At 40.9% G+C, this 17747-nt stretch carries 12 protein-coding genes; 8 read left to right on the top strand and 4 right to left on the bottom strand.

The window, feature by feature from the left end; translation table 11 throughout:
- Positions 1-213 precede the first annotated feature (213 nt).
- A complete protein-coding gene (locus L2567_RS11600) occupies positions 214-678 on the bottom strand; it encodes a thioredoxin family protein (RefSeq protein WP_235297940.1) in 465 nt (154 codons plus the stop codon).
- Between the two features lie 284 nt (positions 679-962).
- Between L2567_RS11600 and L2567_RS11595 the strand changes: the two genes are divergently transcribed.
- From L2567_RS11595 to L2567_RS11575, 5 genes are all read left to right on the top strand, one after another.
- Positions 963-3389 carry an outer membrane beta-barrel family protein gene (locus tag L2567_RS11595; protein ID WP_235297939.1) on the top strand — a complete coding sequence of 809 codons (2427 nt, stop codon included), beginning with the start codon at positions 963-965 and terminating at the stop codon, positions 3387-3389.
- A gap of 49 nt (positions 3390-3438) precedes the next feature.
- Positions 3439-4797 carry a Gfo/Idh/MocA family protein gene (locus L2567_RS11590; RefSeq protein ID WP_235297938.1) on the top strand — a complete coding sequence of 453 codons (1359 nt, stop codon included), beginning with the start codon at positions 3439-3441 and terminating at the stop codon, positions 4795-4797.
- Between the two features lie 180 nt (positions 4798-4977).
- Entirely contained in the window at positions 4978-5958 is a 981-nt protein-coding gene (locus L2567_RS11585) for an L-threonylcarbamoyladenylate synthase (RefSeq protein WP_235297937.1), read from the top strand.
- Positions 5949-8594 carry an alpha-amylase family glycosyl hydrolase gene (locus L2567_RS11580; RefSeq protein ID WP_235297936.1) on the top strand — a complete coding sequence of 882 codons (2646 nt, stop codon included), beginning with the start codon at positions 5949-5951 and terminating at the stop codon, positions 8592-8594. Before L2567_RS11585 ends, L2567_RS11580 begins: the two co-directional genes overlap by 10 nt.
- Before the next feature lie 71 nt (positions 8595-8665).
- A complete protein-coding gene (locus tag L2567_RS11575; protein ID WP_235297935.1) occupies positions 8666-9445 on the top strand; it encodes a Calx-beta domain-containing protein in 780 nt (259 codons plus the stop codon).
- A 149-nt stretch (positions 9446-9594) separates the two neighbouring features.
- On the opposite strand, the gene L2567_RS11570 is transcribed toward L2567_RS11575, so the two are convergent.
- Entirely contained in the window at positions 9595-11151 is a 1557-nt protein-coding gene (locus tag L2567_RS11570; protein WP_235297934.1) for a DUF1501 domain-containing protein, read from the bottom strand.
- Positions 11152-11163: 12 nt separating this feature from the next.
- Positions 11164-12735 (bottom strand): DUF1800 domain-containing protein, encoded by a 1572-nt coding sequence (locus L2567_RS11565; protein WP_235297933.1) that lies wholly within the window; start codon positions 12733-12735, stop codon positions 11164-11166.
- Between the two features lie 174 nt (positions 12736-12909).
- Here L2567_RS11565 and L2567_RS11560 point away from each other — a divergent pair, with 174 nt between their 5' ends.
- From L2567_RS11560 to L2567_RS11550, 3 genes are all read left to right on the top strand, one after another.
- Positions 12910-14160 (top strand): hypothetical protein, encoded by a 1251-nt coding sequence (locus tag L2567_RS11560; protein WP_235297932.1) that lies wholly within the window; start codon positions 12910-12912, stop codon positions 14158-14160.
- A gap of 204 nt (positions 14161-14364) precedes the next feature.
- Positions 14365-14817 (top strand): PepSY-like domain-containing protein, encoded by a 453-nt coding sequence (locus L2567_RS11555; RefSeq protein WP_235297931.1) that lies wholly within the window; start codon positions 14365-14367, stop codon positions 14815-14817.
- A 99-nt stretch (positions 14818-14916) separates the two neighbouring features.
- A complete protein-coding gene (locus tag L2567_RS11550; RefSeq protein WP_235297930.1) occupies positions 14917-16491 on the top strand; it encodes a protein adenylyltransferase SelO in 1575 nt (524 codons plus the stop codon).
- Here the strand turns inward: L2567_RS11550 and L2567_RS11545 are convergent.
- Positions 16488-17528 carry a chemotaxis protein CheB gene (locus tag L2567_RS11545; RefSeq protein ID WP_235297929.1) on the bottom strand — a complete coding sequence of 347 codons (1041 nt, stop codon included), beginning with the start codon at positions 17526-17528 and terminating at the stop codon, positions 16488-16490. The two genes, L2567_RS11550 and L2567_RS11545, sit on opposite strands and share 4 nt — an antisense overlap.
- Positions 17529-17747 lie beyond the last annotated feature (219 nt).

Raw genomic sequence — 17747 nt, 5'->3', positions numbered from 1 at the left:
ATAAGTGAAGAAGTCTTAGGTTTAAGAAATCAAATCCTTATAAAAGAAGAATTGTACTTCACTAAACTCCATCAATAATCCAGTGACCTAAGGTAGAAGATTAACATTGTGATAATAATGGTGCAAGACTTGTCTCAGTGTATTCAGAACTTGTCTTGTGCCTTCGGACTTGACACTGCAGTGGTAAGAATGTATTAATTTACAAGTCCTTATTTATTCTCCCTCTTTTCGAGCAATCATTTGATCTACACCGGAAGTGAAATCTTCCACTGTTTTGGCATATCCCGTTTTGCCCAAAGCTTCGATATTGAATTGATTGGTGGTTTCATTTTTATCCAAATTAAAAACCCATATCGTTGGATACCCACGAACTCCAAATGCTTGTTGCAAATTGGCATTCTGTTGTCTATATTTTACAGGAAGTTGAAATCTCCTTGGAAAGTCCAATTCTAGTAAAACCACATTTTCATTGGCCCACTGCTTAAATTCATCATGAACAAATACATTGGCACTCAATCTTTTACACCATCCACACCAATCACTTCCTGTGAAATTAGCAAGGATTGGCTTTCCTGTCTTTTTTGAAATTTCATAAGCTTCGTCCAGATTGACCAACCAGCCTTCCTGATGCGCTTGATACTCGGAATCCGACTGTGCGAATGCCGTTATTGTTGACAAAACAAAAAAGCTAAGGAATACAATTTTTGAAAACATATTTTTCATAACAATTATAGATTTAATGGTGTACCTATCATACAAATATAATCACTTATACAGAGTACACTATATAAACATAAGATGTATTTGCTTGAATTGTACCCTATACAACATATAATAATAGAGATTTAGTGCAAGAAAAGTTCCAATTTTAATACACTTTATCAGTTTGATAACACCTTCCGTCTAAAAAATTTTGCAACTTTTTTTAAAAACCAGAGTATTACACTATGGAAAATCTCACTATGCGTACATTATACTTATTTTTACTGACTTTCTTATCAATCTCTATCGCTGCACAAGACGGCCAGGTAAAAGCCTTATTAATTGATAACGAAGGACAACCCATCATATTTGCCAATGTAGTTTTGCACAAGAGTGCCGATAGCACCATTGCTAAAATAGAAACAACCGATGAACAAGGTGTAGTTAATTTTAATGGTATTCCTTTTGGAACATACTTTTTAAAAGCCACTTACATTGGTTATCAGGAGATTACCAGATCCAATATTGACATTAAGGAGAATAATAAGGCCATAGATCTAGGAAAACTAACATTCGAACCATCCACTGTCCAACTTGACGAAGCAGTCATTACAGCCTCAAGAGTATTGGTAGAAGTCAAGCCCGATCGTACTGTATTTAATGTAGATGGAACGATTAATTCGGCTGGAGATAATGCGATGGGTCTATTGAGGAAAGCACCGGGAGTTTTAGTAGATAACAATGATAATATTTCAGTACTCAGCAGGTCAGGCGTATTGGTCTATATAGATGGACGCAGGTTGCCGCTAACTGGAGACGACCTGACCAACTATCTCCAGAATCTTCCGGCTGAGCAGATTGATCAAATTGATATCATCACCAATCCGGGAGCAAAATATGAAGCAGAAGGGAACGCTGGAATCATAGATATCAGGCTTAAGAAAGACAAAAATCTGGGTTATAATGGGAATGTGGGATATAATGTCAGTCAGGGGAGGTATATGACAACGTCTTCTAACGCTTCAGGAAATTACAGAAACAAAGTGATGAATGTCTTTGCAACACTTGGTGGCGGTTTTGGCGATCGATACCATGAAATGAATTTCACCAATCTTCAGAATGGCTTTAGGTTAGAAGAAAATAACCTAGACATTACAGACTATAACATGGGTAACTTCAAACTAGGTACTGACTTTTTTATCAGCCCAAAACATACCATTGGCTTTATTTTCTCAGGAGGAGGTGGTGTAGCCGACAACAATAGCTCAAATAACATTGAAATTGCGGATAGAGGAGCCAATGATATTGACAGTATACTATCTGCAAACAACTTCAGAGAGACTACTAGAAACAATCTCAATGTCAACGTGAATTATGCATTTTCTGATAAGGGTCAATCTGCTAATGTCGATTTCGACTACGGTAGATACAGAAACGATAGTTATAACAACCAGCCTAACACCTATTTAGACCCTACAAGAACTACGGTTCTTTCTGTGATCAATACCGCATTTGAAACACCGGTTGAGATTGACATCACTACCTTTAAGATAGATTATGAAAAGGAAATTGGAAAAGGTAAACTGGGTGTTGGGACCAAACTGAGTTCTGTAGGGACCGATAATACCTTCTTGTTTTACAATTTCAGAGAAGAGATAAGAACTTTTAATGAAAGGCGTTCTAATCAATTTGACTATAGTGAGAATGTATATGCTGCTTATCTAAGTTATGGTCAGCCTCTAACGGAGAAGTTATCATTCAGTTCAGGGCTTCGGGCTGAATATACAGATGCAACCGGTAATTTGATGGCATTTTTGCCAGAGTTGCAGGAACCTCCGGTAGACTTCAATTACATCAGTTATTTCCCTTCGTTGGGTCTTACCTACCAATTGAATCAGATGAATACAGTGTCATTGAACTATGGAAGAAGAATCAATCGCCCGGACTATGACGTTTTAAACCCATTCAATATTCAGTCGAGTGAGCTGTCTTTTCAGAAAGGAAATCCATTCCTGAGGCCTGAAATTGTCAACAATATTGAGTTGGGTTACACATTAATGTATAGATATAATTTTAAATTGGCGTACAGCCAAACTTCAGACCAGATTACGCGCTTAATCGCACCTGATGATGAAAATCCCAAAGCTGGGTTCATTACCTGGGAGAACCTGGCAGAACAACAGATTTACAGCATGAATATCTCTGCTCCGATTGATATTCAAAAGTGGTGGAATATGTATATCAATTTCAACGCTGCCTATATCAATAATCAGGCAGATTACGGAGACGGAGCGGTGGTCGATGTACAAGCAGGTACCTACAGTGTTTTTCAACAATCGACTTTTACCTTGATCAATGGATTTAAAGGAGAAATATCCGGTTACTATTCCGGACCAGGAGTTTGGGGAGGTGTATTCAGATATGGACCACAGTGGGGTTTAAATATTGGACTGCAGAAAAAATTTCTGGATGAAAAATTAAATGTCAGGATAAGTGCGAATGATCTTTTCTATACAACAGGATGGCAAGGAACTTCTGAATTCAATGGTCTGACAGCGACCGGAAATGGTCAGTGGGATAGCAGAAGGGTAGCTTTGAGTTTGAATTACAGTTTTGGGAATTCAAATGTTAAATCAAGAAAGCGTAAGACCGGTTTAGAGGAAGAGGCTGAAAGAGTGAGTAATTAATAGGTTTTTTCCACGCCGCTAGTTCGAAACATTTATTAACTTTAAAGCCGTGAGTGGCTTTAATATCAATCGTCGTCATTTCTTAAAATCTTCTGCTGCCATAAGTGCCATTTCAGCCTTGGGATGGAGAGGTTTTGATCTGATCAAATCGCTGGAGACACTTCAAGTGGGGGTAATTGGTACGGGATGGTACGGCAAGAATGATGTATTGAGGTTGATTCAGGTTGCAGACGTAAATGTAAAAGCCATTGCAGAAGTTGATGCAAAAATGGCTGAAGGAGCTGCAGAAATAATTTCTCAGAGACAGAAATCAGGCAAGAAACCTACAGTTTTTTCAGATTATCGCAAGATGCTGGAGAGAGAAGACTTTGATATTGTAATCATTGGTACCCCAGATCATTGGCATGCACTTACGGCTATTGATGCGATCCAGTCAGGAGCACATGTTTACTTGCAAAAACCCATCAGCGTCGATGTCTTAGAGGGTGAAGCGATTCTGAAAGCAGCTCGTGAACACAACAAAACAGTACAGATAGGAACACAACGAAGAAGTACTCCTCACCTGGTTGAAGCAAAGCAAAAAATTGTAGATGAAGGCTTATTAGGCAAAGTGGCCCACATTGAAATATGTTCTTATTACCACATGCGTTTCAATGGTGATCCACCTGTACAACCTGTTCCTGAGCACTTCGATTACGATTTTTGGTGTGGTCCGGCACCTGTAAGACCTTTTGACGGTCTGCCCCACCGTCGATGGCGGGCATATATGGAATATGGTAATGGAATAGTCGGTGATATGTGCGTACATATGTTAGACACGGTTAGGTGGATGTTAGGGCTCGGATGGCCAGAGCAAATCAGTTCAACAGGTGGGATTTTCGTTCAAAAGGAGAGCAATGCCAATATTACGGATACACAGACAGCAGTCTTTGAATATGATGAAATGAATGTTGTATGGACGCACAGGACATGGGGTAGGCCAGCAGATCCTGATTACCCATGGGCTTTTAAGATATATGGAGAGCATGGCCTGCTTAAAGGTGATGTTTTCAAATATGAGTTTGTAGGAAACGATAAGACTGTTGTTCGCGGAGAGGTATGGTTAGAAAAGGACCTTTATCCGGAAGATGTGGGTGAAAAAGATTTGGAAATTCATGCTGCACCAGCTACTCGAAGACATATGCTGGATTTCTTATCGGCCATTGAGAAAGGCAGCCGACCGGTAGCTGACATTGAGGAAGGTTTGATCAGTAGCGCATCCTGTATTTTGGCCAATGTTGCACTTGATGTGGGAAGACCGGTGAGCTACGATCATGAGGCGAGAATGATTCATGGTGACGAGGAGTCAACGAAGTTATTGGCCAGGAAGTACCGCGAAGGTTTTACCCATCCCTCGAAAAGACTGTAGAATCTTTAGTTCTGGAGCTTGAACTTTCCTTGCAACCTAATACAACTTCCAGAAAGAATTAAACTTTTCTATTTTATCTACCTTTTCTACACCAGCAGTAATAAATCCGTATGCCGCTCTGACCAGTATTTAACACATTATGACCACTTCCCATGCACTATTGAAACCTATTCACTAACTTTGCAATCCAAATTTATACTCACACAACCCATGGCCCAAATCGGCACCGATCTCTCTCTAGCCATCGACTTACTTCAAAAAGACGAACTGGTAGCTATTCCGACCGAAACCGTATACGGTCTCGCGGGCAATGCTTTGAGCCAAGACGCCGTCATGAAAATTTTTCAAGTCAAAAAACGGCCTTTTTTCGACCCACTCATACTTCACACATCGAGTCTAGAGAAGATCAACAACCTGGTTGTCAATATTCCCGATCAACTTAAAACATTGGCACACAAATACATGCCAGGGCCGCTGACCATTTTACTAGAGAAGACAGACTTGGTGCCTGACTTGATCACCGCAGGGTCCGATAAAGTGGCCATAAGGATACCGGTTCATCCATTGACACAGAAACTACTGGCTCGGTTAGATTTCCCATTAGCAGCTCCGAGCGCAAACCCTTTCGGATACATTAGTCCGACAGAGCCATCCCATGTTCAGAAGCAACTGGGAGAGCAAATTCGATATATCCTGGATGGTGGTCAATGCGAAGTCGGGCTAGAATCCACTATTATAGAATGTCGAAATAACGAAATTTGGGTACTAAGGAAGGGTGGAGTAGCGGTTGAGGATTTGGGACATGAAGTCAAAGTGGAATTGCATAGTAGTAGCAATCCCAAAGCTCCCGGAATGTTGAAAAGTCATTATGCACCCAAAGTGCCCGTCCTTATCGGACCCCAAATAGAAGATTTGGATAAATACAATTTTGAAAGAATTGGTGTTTTAAAATTTCAGGAAGCTAGTCCAATTTTTCCCGTTGAAAATCAACTGATACTTTCAAAATCAGGGAATTTGCAGGAGGCTGCCAGAAATTTATTTGCACATCTTCGTGAACTTGATGAAATGGATTTAGATTTAATCATTACGGAGTATGTGCCGGATCATGGTTTGGGGAGAGCGATAAATGACAAACTCAAAAGAGCAGCTGCATGCGAATAGTAATATGGATTATACTGCCGTTTTGGCTTTGTGCTCAGCAATATACGGAATTGGAGCGGCAACAGGGTTACAAGCTTGTTGATGACCAACTCACTTATATTTTTGACGAAGTTCTTTATGATGTAAAGCCGCAGCAAGTGGTGGTCACAGGTGCCTTTAGAAGTTGGGACCAGGACATGAATAAGGTAGAATGGCAATTGAAAAAGAAAAAGGACAGTTCACTATGGACTTTGGAGATCAGTGATATTGAATTTAAGAAGTTACAACCTCAGGACCCATTTAAATTCAGAATCGATGAAGGCGAATGGCTTTCACCACCAGCCCTTGCACCTAACAGTAAAAACGGAAATTTGATACTTATGTATGATAGAAAAGCGCCTTATATGAAAGCAGATATCGTTAATGACCGAATCATATGGGTGACGATGAGGGGAGTCGATCGGTCTTTTGATCCAGCGGCTTTTACTTTGCGAAATAAAGAGGGCCACAAGATCGAAATCACAACGGTTTTACCTCATGAACAGGAGACCATGATTTTACATATTGCTGAGCCATTGGACATGAAGCGACTACACTTCCTTTCGTATAAGGAAATGGACGAGGAAATATTATGCACTTTTGATGGCTGGTATCGGACGCTGTACAGTGATAAAGAGTTGGGAGCAGAAATTGCGCCCGATGAAAGTACAACCACATTCAGAATTTTTTCTCCAAGAGCTACTAACATCACCATCTATCTGTATGAAGATGAAAGGGGAGACCACTACGAAAAACACGAGATGCAGAATGACGGACATGGAGTTTGGGAACATTTTGCGAATGGTAATCTGACAGGCAAATGGTATGATTTTAAAGTCAACATCCCTGATTTTAATGAAAATTCCGGCCACATCTCAGATCCTTATTCAAGAGTACAGGATGGTGCCTGGGGAAGGTCAATGGTATTTCCTAAGACTGAACCAGCTAGCCCTTTGAAGAATGGGAGGCCTGCTATGGAGGATGTGGTGGCGTATGAAGTCCATGTCATAGATTTTACAGATCAATTGCCTGTCGACGCGGACTTAAAAGGCACAATTCCTGCGATGATACAACCTGGTCTGAAAAATTCATTAGGTGAGCCGATAGGTTTTGACTACCTGGCAGATTTAGGAATCAATGTGGTGCATTTGATGCCCATGCAGGAATTCTTGAATTATCCTGTGGATGAATGGCAAGCTTCATTTCAGGATGATCCTTACATGCAAAAGTACGGAATCGCCGAAGAGAATTACCAATGGGGTTATCGCACAACACATGCCTTTGCTGTTGAATCCTCCTATCGCGCTAAAAATACTTTCCCTGGTGCGGAGAGGGAACAATTTAGAGACTTGGTCCAGGCTTTTCATGATCAAAATATGGCAGTAATCATTGATATTGTTCCCAATCATACGGGAGAAAATATGGATGGTGGTTCTTGTTATTTTCATTGGAATGTGTTAGGTAAAGACTATTATTACCGAACCAAAGATTTTAAACACATTGGGGTGTTCGGCAATGAAGTTAAAACGGAGAACCGTCCCATGGTGCAACGCTGGCTGATCGATCAATGCCGGCATTGGATAGAGGAATTTGGTATTGATGGTTTCCGGATAGATCTGGCTGGGCAAGTAGACAGACAAACATTGATAGCTTTGAGAAAAGCGCTTGGCGACGATATTATCATTTACGGTGAACCATGGATTGGTTCCAATGACCCAGATTTCGAAGAAAACCCCAGTTGGGATTGGTATAAACACAATGCTCCCATCACTTTTTTTCAGGATGATTCCAGAACAGCATTCAAAGGCACAACTTCTACACCTGTAGATAAATCACAGGATAGAGGCTGGCCGGGAGGGAGGTATGAATTTAGAGGGGACGTCATGAAGGCTTTAAGTGGTGGATTTCCTGATGACTCTACATTATTAAGTGGAATCAACTACCTAGATATACATGATAATTGGGCTCTGGCTGATCAGTTTGCCCTGGAAGACTGGGACGGCCGTAAAGGTGTAGATGAAAATCGATTTAAAATGGCAGCAGTCCTGCTTCATACTTCTTTGGGGCCCATTGTCCTTCACGGTGGAACTGAAATCATGAGAAGCAAAGGGCTTGCGGAGTTAGAAGAGGTGGTGAAGGTGATGAATAACGGGCAGGAATTGGCATTTCACGGTAAAGGCGATACCTACAATATGAGGTGGCCTAATAATTTTGTATGGGAGAATGTCGGTAAGACCAAAGAGAGAGGGGCTGCTGCTGATTATAAAGGAATGCATGCTTATTGGCAAGGCTTGATCAAATTTAGATTGAGCGACACAGGAGAAATATTCAGACTCGCAAATCATCCCCATCATTCTTATTTTAAATGGATTGCCCCACGGGATGAAAAAGCGCTGGGTTATGTTATTGATGAAAAAGTGATGGTCATATTAAATTCTGCGGAATATCCTTTTACTTTCTATGTCAATGGGTTGGCCGAAGGGAAATGGAGGTTAATTGGGAATAATGATCATTTTGACCATTTTAATGGAGTAAAGGGAAAGTATTCTACCTTGAGTGGAAGGGATCAAGTTTTTGACTTACCGCCGGAAGCGATCAGAGTCTGGGTTAGAGAATAAGTAAACCTGATACGATTAAGTTTTAAACAGTAATTTTGCAACCCAATAGTATAAGAAAAGATAAATTAGGAATGAGGTCATATGTAATTTTAGTGGGTATCATGTTGCTTCTTTTGGTTGGATGCCAAAAAGAAGAAGATGTCAAGGGAATAGTGAGTTTTGTAGACAGTGCAATTGAAGTATCGGAAAGCAATACCGAGTCGGTGGAAATCAGGCTGGGAATCAATAGGATTAATCATGATGGTGGAACGGTAGATATCATCGTGGAAGGTGGTGAGTATGGAGAAGATTACGAAACCAGTTTTGGATCAGCATCCACAACGCTAAATATACCCGCAGCTTCCATTTCAGAGGTAGTGACGATTCAACCGATTGATAATGATGTGGAAGAAGATGATAAAGTTCTTTTAGTGATTTTGGATGACGCGTCCGGGGATCTATTTCTGGGTTCCAGACCAACGCTGACTTTCACAATCTTAGATGACGACGCTATACTTGTGACAACGCTTGATTTTACTGCAGACACCGTATTTATAGACGAAAATACGAGTACCAGTGCAAATGTTACGATCATGTTTGATCGAGTTTCTGTTGATGGCGGGACGATTGAATTAACATTTGATGGAAGCGCGGTCATGGGAGAAGACTATAGGGTCAATGAAGGGGCAGATGATAAGTTGGTACTTACCATTGGTCCGGGAGCTAATCAAGCGAGGTTTTTGATCAATGCAATAGACAATAATGAAATGGATGGAGACAGGGAAATCAAGGTGCAGTTTGGTGAATTGAGTGAGACCTTTGAATTAGGAGTCATCACTGAGAAAGTGATTGTGATCAGGGATGATGAATGATGTTGTGTTATAAATTGCAATTAAATTTTGATCACTTTTCGTGCAGCTGAACCTGTAAGTCCCAAAGCAGCTGAAACATTTGGTCTCTCTTGCAGCTGAAGCTCCAAATACCGAGACAGTAGAAATAAAATTTCATTTTAACCATACCCTCATATTTTTACCAACTTCCGCACGCTCTGCCCCTGCCTACCGATCATCTGAACATAGTATTGGCCTGGAACCAAACTTCTCAGGTCAACTGGAATCTGATGAGTAGCGGTCTCAAACCTTCGATTACTGATCACTCGAATTTCCTGACCCATAGAATTCAATAATGAAATGCGTTGGTAAGATGACTCCACCTGAAATTCGACCATCGTCTGTTCCTTAGCCGGGTTAGGATAGACCTTTAAACGAATCTTATCGGCGACCTGATCCGAAACAGCTGTCGGTGCATTACAATTAGCAGCGATAGGTATGTACTTAAAATCATCATGCAATAGATCCTTGACCTCTTCCTCACTGGCCTCAAACCAGTCGATCAAAACGGAACCATAAATATCTCTGAAGTCGGTCTCCATATCAACTGCTTTATTGCCATCTACTTCTTTGGTGATCACCGGATCACTGCCAATCACTCCCGCATTCACACATTGACCAAAAACAAATAAAGGAGCGGCATCTCCATGATCGGTTCCATAACTGGCATTCGACCTGATCCTTCTCCCAAACTCAGAATAGGTCAACCCAAGCACTCTTTCACCCACTCCCAATTGCTTCAGATCATCCTGAAACGCAGCTATGGCCGAACCCAAAGAAGTCAATAAGTCCGCATGCTGCCCCACTAAAGGATCGCCGATTTCTGTTTGATTTGCATGGGTATCAAATCCGCCGATATTCACCACATATACTTTTGATTTCAACCCACCAGAAATGAGCCTGGCAACCGTTTTTAATTGAACATTTAAGCGATCATCGTCATTGTAAAGTGCGCTGGAATTGTTGCCTAATTCATAGGCTTCACGAATCCTGTCGCCATACTCATTGGATTTTTCGATGGCATTGACCAGGAAACCTAGTTGGTCCGCACCACAACCTGAAGCTAACTCATTGTTTACTGGAGTCGCTAATTGAGAGATGTTATTAGGGTCAGCCAGTGCCATACTAAAATTACCTGCCAATCCCTGACAAGTTTCGGAGACGACATTTCCAATGGTCAAAGCAAAGGGGTCTTCAAATTCTAGGTTAGGATACTCTGAGGGATAGGAAGGATATTGTGCATCAAGATATCTGCCAAGCCAACCAGTCTGTTTAAATTCATCGAAGGAAGAACCGGTATTCCAGATATCTGTACTTCTAAAATGTGACCTATTTTGTTGGGGATAGCCCACATTTTGGATGATATTCATCTGTGCATTCTCATAAAGAGACTTAAAACCGGAAAGTGAAGGATGCCACTTCAAAGTAGATTCAAAATCCAACAAGTCTCCTTCAGGAACAATGATATTCGAACGAACATTGGCCAATGCATCATAAGAATTCATGGGAAAGATCGTAGCTAATCCATCATTTCCACCGTTGAGCTGGACCAGGACCAATACCCTGTCTGATTCCTCACCAATTCCGGCAGAACGAGCTGAACGTGCTATGGAAGAAATGGGAATACCTCCTACTAGAAGTGGTGTGGATAAAAGTGAACTGTATTTAATAAAGGATCTCCTTTTCATTTGGTGAAATTCTTACATTAGATAATATTCAGGCATTTTCATCATAGTAGCCATCAGATTGGTTAATTTATTGAACACAGAAACCGCCAGATCCTCATTGGTGGGATTTTCCAGATACATTCCGTATTCCACTGTCCATTCGAAATCAGGCAATCCATTGATCAATACATTTTTTAGATAGTCGATCTGATTTTGCGAAAGGGGAAAGGCAAATATTAGTTTGCCCATGTTAATGATCAATTCATTAGGGTCAGTGGCATTTTCAATACCATCTACAAACTTTAACACGTTGATTCCAAATCTAAAGCCCCTTACTTCACTTTGCGTGAGAAGGGCATTAGCCACTTCTTCCCGAAATCCCAAAGTAACCGAATTGATCCAATATTGATAGTATCCCGGGGATTGATAATAAGCTTTCCAGCCTGCAACAGATGGTACATTCATTACTGCCATCTCCAACAAATCTCCTGCTCTGGCAATCGCTTCCCAGACAAAGTATTGAGCAATAATGCTATCTGGCATTTCGACCTCCAGCGTATTAATGGATTTATAAAGAAAATCCAGTGGAGAGGAGACCATACATCCTTCGTGCTGATCATCATAGAAATATTCAGATGCCAGCAACGCTTTCAAAGGTGCTTTAATATCATAATCTTGATCATACATTATGGTTGCCATAGGTTCTATGACATTGGCCTCCACCTCAGCTGAAATATTGCTCCCTACAAACCATATGTGAAGCTGCCTGCAAATGTATCGTGCGACTTCTTTTTTCTTAAGAATGATATCGATGACTTGCTTGTACTCTTCTGCGCCACTATTAGATATAAGGGTATGATCGAATCGATGTGAAAGTTGCTTAGTTCCTGCATCATGCAATTGATTTCGGAAGAAGCTGGTTACATATCCCGTTTCTAAAAGTCTGATCTTCCAACCTGTAAGAGCTCTTGAAATTTGTACAATATCTTGCTCCGTATAATTAGTATAGTCCCCCTCCCCAGCCGCTTCTCCTCTGCCTATTGTGAACAGTTCCAACAATTCTCGAGCATAATTTTCATTGGGTGATTGAGCTTCATTTTGATTCCCATTTAGAAAAATCAACATTGCCGGAGAAACGGTAATTTCCTCCACAAGTTTTCTGAAGTTCCCTAAAGCATGCGTTCGAATAGCCGATAGATATTGATAACTTACCTCACCTCTATTGATATTATTCACCGGGAAGTGTTCATGCCAGAACAGCACCATTTTTTCCAGTACGGACAGTCCCGAAGATTGCATCAATCCGGTCTGCCACACAATCACGGAATTACGTCTCGCTACTCTTAAACCCATAATATCGTTGGCAGGATAGTATTTATCCACCCAGGTTGTGCCAGGAGGAGCGTCAGGGTCATTTTGAAATCGGTAATGTATAGGTGGGTCCGGGGTTGGCTGATCCTGAAATAAGACTGATAAAGTTTGCTCCAATCCCATGTTTGCTACTTGTGCAATCTGAGCTTTAGTCTTGCCGAATATAGTTCGCCCTAGTAAAAAAGAAGCCTTTTCTTCATTCCACACTCCGGAATATGGGTTCAATGTGCTCATCTATCCATTATTTTTTATCAATTGGTGCTGACCATTTATATTATAGAGGACACAAGATGAAGTTTTGTACTCATGGAAATTGTAAAATCTTTAAATTTATATAAGAGAAAATTTAAATAGGCCCCTTTCAATATGAACATTCGAGGTATTTTACTAGTGTTTTATTTGATGTCAATGGCAGGATTTTTATGGTCACAGCATTCTGCGCTAAACGACGAATTTAATAGTCCCTGTAACCTTTCAAACTGGCAAAATATCACGCAAATCGAAGGGTGGATGACTCCGGGAGGCCAGCCAGCAGAGCATCTGGAAGAACATGACATATCGTTTACCTATCCGGGTGAGTTGTATATGATGCCCTGGACCAGTTCCTGGTATGCCAATTGGCGGGGAGTACTTTTGTTTAAAGAAATCAGTGGCAATTTTATAGTGACGACCCACATTACTGTAACCCAGAGGGATGGCGATGCTTTGCCTCCCAGTTCAGATTATTCGCTTGCCGGGCTCATGATCAGAACACCGACAGGAATTTTTAATCCAATTAACGGTGGGCCGAGCGGTATTCAAAATTATATTTTCGCAGCCATGGGAAGGGCGACGAGTAGTACACAATTTCAGTTGGAGATAAAAACCACGCGAAACGGTGCATCCATGCTTGGCATCCAGAATATAGGAGCGGGCAATAACGATATTTATATGAGGATGGTACGAAAAGATAGTGTGGTTGTTGTCCTGAGTAGTGAGGATAATCTGAATTGGCGCCTGCGTGAAAGGTTTCTTCGGCCTGACTTTCCGGATACGGTTCAAATGGGTTTTGTTACTTATACGGATTGGGATAATGTCAGTGCGGTGGGATGGCAGGAACAGAATAATAATATCCTTAATAATAATTACGATGCGAGGCCCTGGGATCCTGATTTAATCGGAAGATTTGAATTTGCCCGGTTTGAAGCATTGAATCTGGATTCTCTGTATGAAAATGAAAATTTCATGATCTTGGATACCAGCACCATCAGGACACTTTTTGATCACAGTTCCGTACCGATTTACCCCGCCGGAAGCAAAATATGGAGCGGTATAAGTTCCAATGACTGGACTGATCCGGGCAACTGGCATGGTGGTCTACCTGGAACAGGAGATCATGTAGTCATACCAAACTGTTCGTGCTCTAATGTTAATTCCCTATTTATTAATGCTGACACCCCAGTTCTGGCAGGATTTCATCTGGAAGAGGGTGCTAATATGGAAATCTCGCCCGCGGTAACGCTTCAAGTTGACCTTCAAAATCCCGGAAGTGCCTTTGTTAATCAGGGCAATATCACTAATTATGGAACCATCCTTATTAATAATGCTTTGGGTCGGGATGTAGCCACGTTAAGTTCGTTAAATAATCAGCCAGGTGCGCAATTAATTATCGAAGAATAATACCCCTAAAGCGAAAGTACTCACACAAGACAATTTAGGATTTTGGCACCTATTAATTCATCATAATGTACGGTGAAATATAAGATCAAATCTTTTAGCAGCTTTTTCGATCTTAAATAAAATCTAATGTGGCCCAATAAGGTTTTAAAGGAAACATGGAGACATGTTGATTGAACATACTTATAAAAATTAAAAGAAAGAGTTATGAAAAGATTATCAATTTTATTTGCGGCAATGGTTCTTTTGACCATTGGCGTTAAGGCACAAGATGATTTATCTACCAATGTTCCTGAAGCTGTAACTACGGCTTTTGAGACAAAATATGTTGATGCAACGGATGTATTTTGGGAAGAGGAAGATGGAAATTGGGAAGCGGAATTTTTACTAGCTGATCAGGAGTACGAAGCTACTTTCACAATAGATGGATCGTGGCTGAAAACGGAGCAGGAAGTAGAAATCGAAGATGTGCCTGCAACGATTACAACAGCTCTGGAAGCCGATATCCCTGGTTTTGAAATAGAAGAGGCTGATATCACAGAAACACCTTCTGGAAAATTCTATGAATTGGATCTTTTGGTAGGCGGTAAAGAAATGGAAGTTGTTTGCGATCTTGATGGCAAGATTATTAAGAAAATGGCCAGCAAAGACGACAACTAGAAGAGCACCTTAGGCTTAGTTTATAAGGTATGATGGCGAGTCGGCTGTCGTACCTTTTTTTTGTGTAAAACTTTCCTGACCCATTCGGGTTAGATAAATATGAAACTAGAACTTGACGATACTTTCACTGCAGAATTGCCTGCTGATCCGGTCACAACCAATAATAGATGTCAAGTGGTTCAGGCTGCCTATTCATATGTCATCCCCAGGCAACCCACCTCACCAAAATTGGTCCATGCAAGCGAAGAAACGGCTGCTCTTTTGGGTATAACTAAGGAGGAAATTATGTCTCAAGCATTTCTTGAGGTATTCTCTGGTTCCACCCCATTAGAAGGAGCGGCACCTTATGCCATGGTTTATGGTGGCCATCAATTTGGTACCTGGGCTGGTCAATTGGGTGACGGTCGTGCTATCAATATTGGGGAAGTATTTCATCATGGTCAGCGGTGGGTCATGCAACTCAAAGGGGCTGGTGAAACACCATATAGCCGAAGTGCAGATGGTCTTGCAGTCTTGAGATCTTCCATAAGGGAACACTTATGCAGTGAAGCCATGCATCACCTTCGTGTCCCAACGACACGATCCCTCTCATTGATTTTGACAGGTGATGAGGTAATGAGAGACATGATGTATGATGGCAATCCGGAGCTAGAGAAAGGTGCTGTAGTTTGCAGAGTGGCACCTTCCTTCTTAAGATTTGGCAATTATCAGATTTTTACCGCAAGAAAGGATGTCGAGAATTTGAAAAAACTGGTGGACTACACCATCCAATACTTTTTTCCGGAAATTAAAACTGATGGGAAGGAGAAATATCTTGACTTTTATAGACGTGTAATGGAAAAAACAGTGAATATGGTGATTCACTGGCAACGCGTGGGCTTTGTGCACGGAGTGATGAACACGGACAATATGTCCGTACTGGGATTGACAATTGATTATGGTCCCTACGGATGGCTAGAGGGATATGACCCGGGTTGGACACCCAATACTACGGACCGGCAAACTCGTCGATATAGATTTGGATATCAGCCCAATATTGCCTTTTGGAATTTAATGCAATTGGGGAATGCCCTCTATCCGTTAATCGAAGACACTGAACCTTTAGAGGAGATTTTGAACTCATATGGGTCGATATATACTCCCGCTTATTTGGAAATGATGAAGTCTAAAATTGGACTCTTCGTCCACGAAGATGGAGACCGGGCTTTGATTGACGACTTAGAGCAAATGTTGACTTTTTCAGAAACGGACATGACTATATTTTTCAGGCAACTTGCAGATTTTGACCCTACCATTGACATAGACCTTCAGGGAAAATACCTGGAAGTAGTTAAGGATGCTTTTTACGAGGCCAATGGAAAGTGGGAAATAATTGCCTCTGCTTGGCAGGATTGGTTTACCGCTTATCAGCAAAGACTTTTTAAAGAAAACATTGACCTAAAAGAGCGCAAGAAAAGGATGAATGAAGTTAATCCTAAGTATGTTTTAAGAAATTACATGGCTCAGCTTGCAATCGATGAGGCGGACAAGGGCGATTACACATTAATTGATAAATTATTCACGATGCTTAAGCAGCCCTATAATGAGCAACCGGAGTTTCAAAAGTGGTTCGCGAGAAGACCAGAATGGGCAAGACATAAAGTAGGTTGCTCTATGTTGTCCTGTAGTAGTTAAATGCCAATTATTTTCTTAGTATTCAGAACATCATTTTCTTTTATGAGATCATGAATTACGGTGGACTTAGTTTTTAGTTTTTCCGCTTCAGAATAAAAGTTTTGAGAAGCTTCAGTGACTCCATAGGACTCTAACTGTCGACCGATCTTATTCAGAACAAAGTTGCCTTCTTCCATACGTCTCATTACATTCCAAAGATCTGCCTCTATGTTTTCTGTGACTCCCGAAAGGAGAGCGTCAGCAGTAAATGCATGTCCGGTATGACATCTGAATCTTAATACTTTTTCGTCAGGAACTTCGATCAGTGCCCCTTCACAATCGGGACAAGTCAATGGGGTGAACTTCCCTTTCTCAAAGACGCCCATTTGTAATGCATTCTTGTTCTTAGCGATTTCAATTTCCATTTTCATCTGTTTTTCGTACACTTTAGGCACTTCAGGTGGCTTTGCAACAGTTTGATTTGAAAGTTTGCCCAATAGTTTGCCGATCTCACTCGCCAAGAGGGTATAATCAATATCCACGTATCTTGAAACCTGAGTAGGCATACTATCAAAGAGCGCGTCTTCAGTTGATTGTGTAATTCCTAAGCCATTAAATCTTTTAATAGTACACATTCCGGCACTGCCATCATCAAGTACACCACTTAAGATAATTCCAATGACACGCTCTTTGTAGTTATATGCTGCTGACCTGGAAAGTGCATTTACTGAAGGTCGAAACCGATTTTCTTTGGGACCGTTCGATAAGAAAATACGATCTTCTTCGAGCAAAAGATGATGATTGGTTATTGCACAGTAGATCGTACCGTTTTTGATTTTTTCACCATGTTCCGCTTCTTTGACGTTTAAATTTGTATTTCTGCCCAGAATATGAGAAAGATCAGACTTTCCATATGCAGGCATATGTTGTACCATAAAAATCGAAGCATCCAGGTCGTTTGGTAAATTGGTGGTAAGATTAATCATAGCGTCAAGTCCACCAGCTGATGAACCTACGACTATAATATCTCTTTTTGAGGGTTTCTTGTTAACAGTCAATTTTTATTTTGCCTAATTGGAATGATATAGAAATTGTTCTGTTTCTGGAAATAACTCTAACTCCTAGTATTACTATGCTTTCTAAGTTTCTTATTTAAGGATTCTTGGATGTCTGAGCCTCATATATTCAGAAATGGATGGCTATAATTTAGTAAGTCCGTATGGTGATGGATACAAGTACTAATAAGTGTAAACAGAAAGGAATTTTCCTGAAGTTTG

The organism is Portibacter marinus (assembly GCF_021533195.1).
GTDB classification, from domain to species: Bacteria; Bacteroidota; Bacteroidia; order Chitinophagales; family Saprospiraceae; genus Portibacter; species Portibacter marinus.
The sequence above is the reverse complement of the archived record's forward strand: the minus strand, read 5'-3'. Positions and strand labels throughout refer to the sequence as shown.

Bases quoted from the DNA above. Each gene is read 5' to 3' on its own strand.
- L2567_RS11595 (WP_235297939.1), top strand. From the start codon at position 963: ATGCGTACATTATACTTATTTTTACTGACTTTCTTATCAATCTCTATC.
- L2567_RS11580 (WP_235297936.1), top strand. From the start codon at position 5,949: ATGCGAATAGTAATATGGATTATACTGCCGTTTTGGCTTTGTGCTCAG.
- L2567_RS11575 (WP_235297935.1), top strand. From the start codon at position 8,666: ATGAGGTCATATGTAATTTTAGTGGGTATCATGTTGCTTCTTTTGGTT.
- L2567_RS11570 (WP_235297934.1), bottom strand. From the start codon at position 11,151: ATGAAAAGGAGATCCTTTATTAAATACAGTTCACTTTTATCCACACCA.
- L2567_RS11565 (WP_235297933.1), bottom strand. From the start codon at position 12,735: ATGAGCACATTGAACCCATATTCCGGAGTGTGGAATGAAGAAAAGGCT.
- L2567_RS11560 (WP_235297932.1), top strand. From the start codon at position 12,910: ATGGCAGGATTTTTATGGTCACAGCATTCTGCGCTAAACGACGAATTT.
- L2567_RS11555 (WP_235297931.1), top strand. From the start codon at position 14,365: ATGAAAAGATTATCAATTTTATTTGCGGCAATGGTTCTTTTGACCATT.
- L2567_RS11550 (WP_235297930.1), top strand. From the start codon at position 14,917: ATGAAACTAGAACTTGACGATACTTTCACTGCAGAATTGCCTGCTGAT.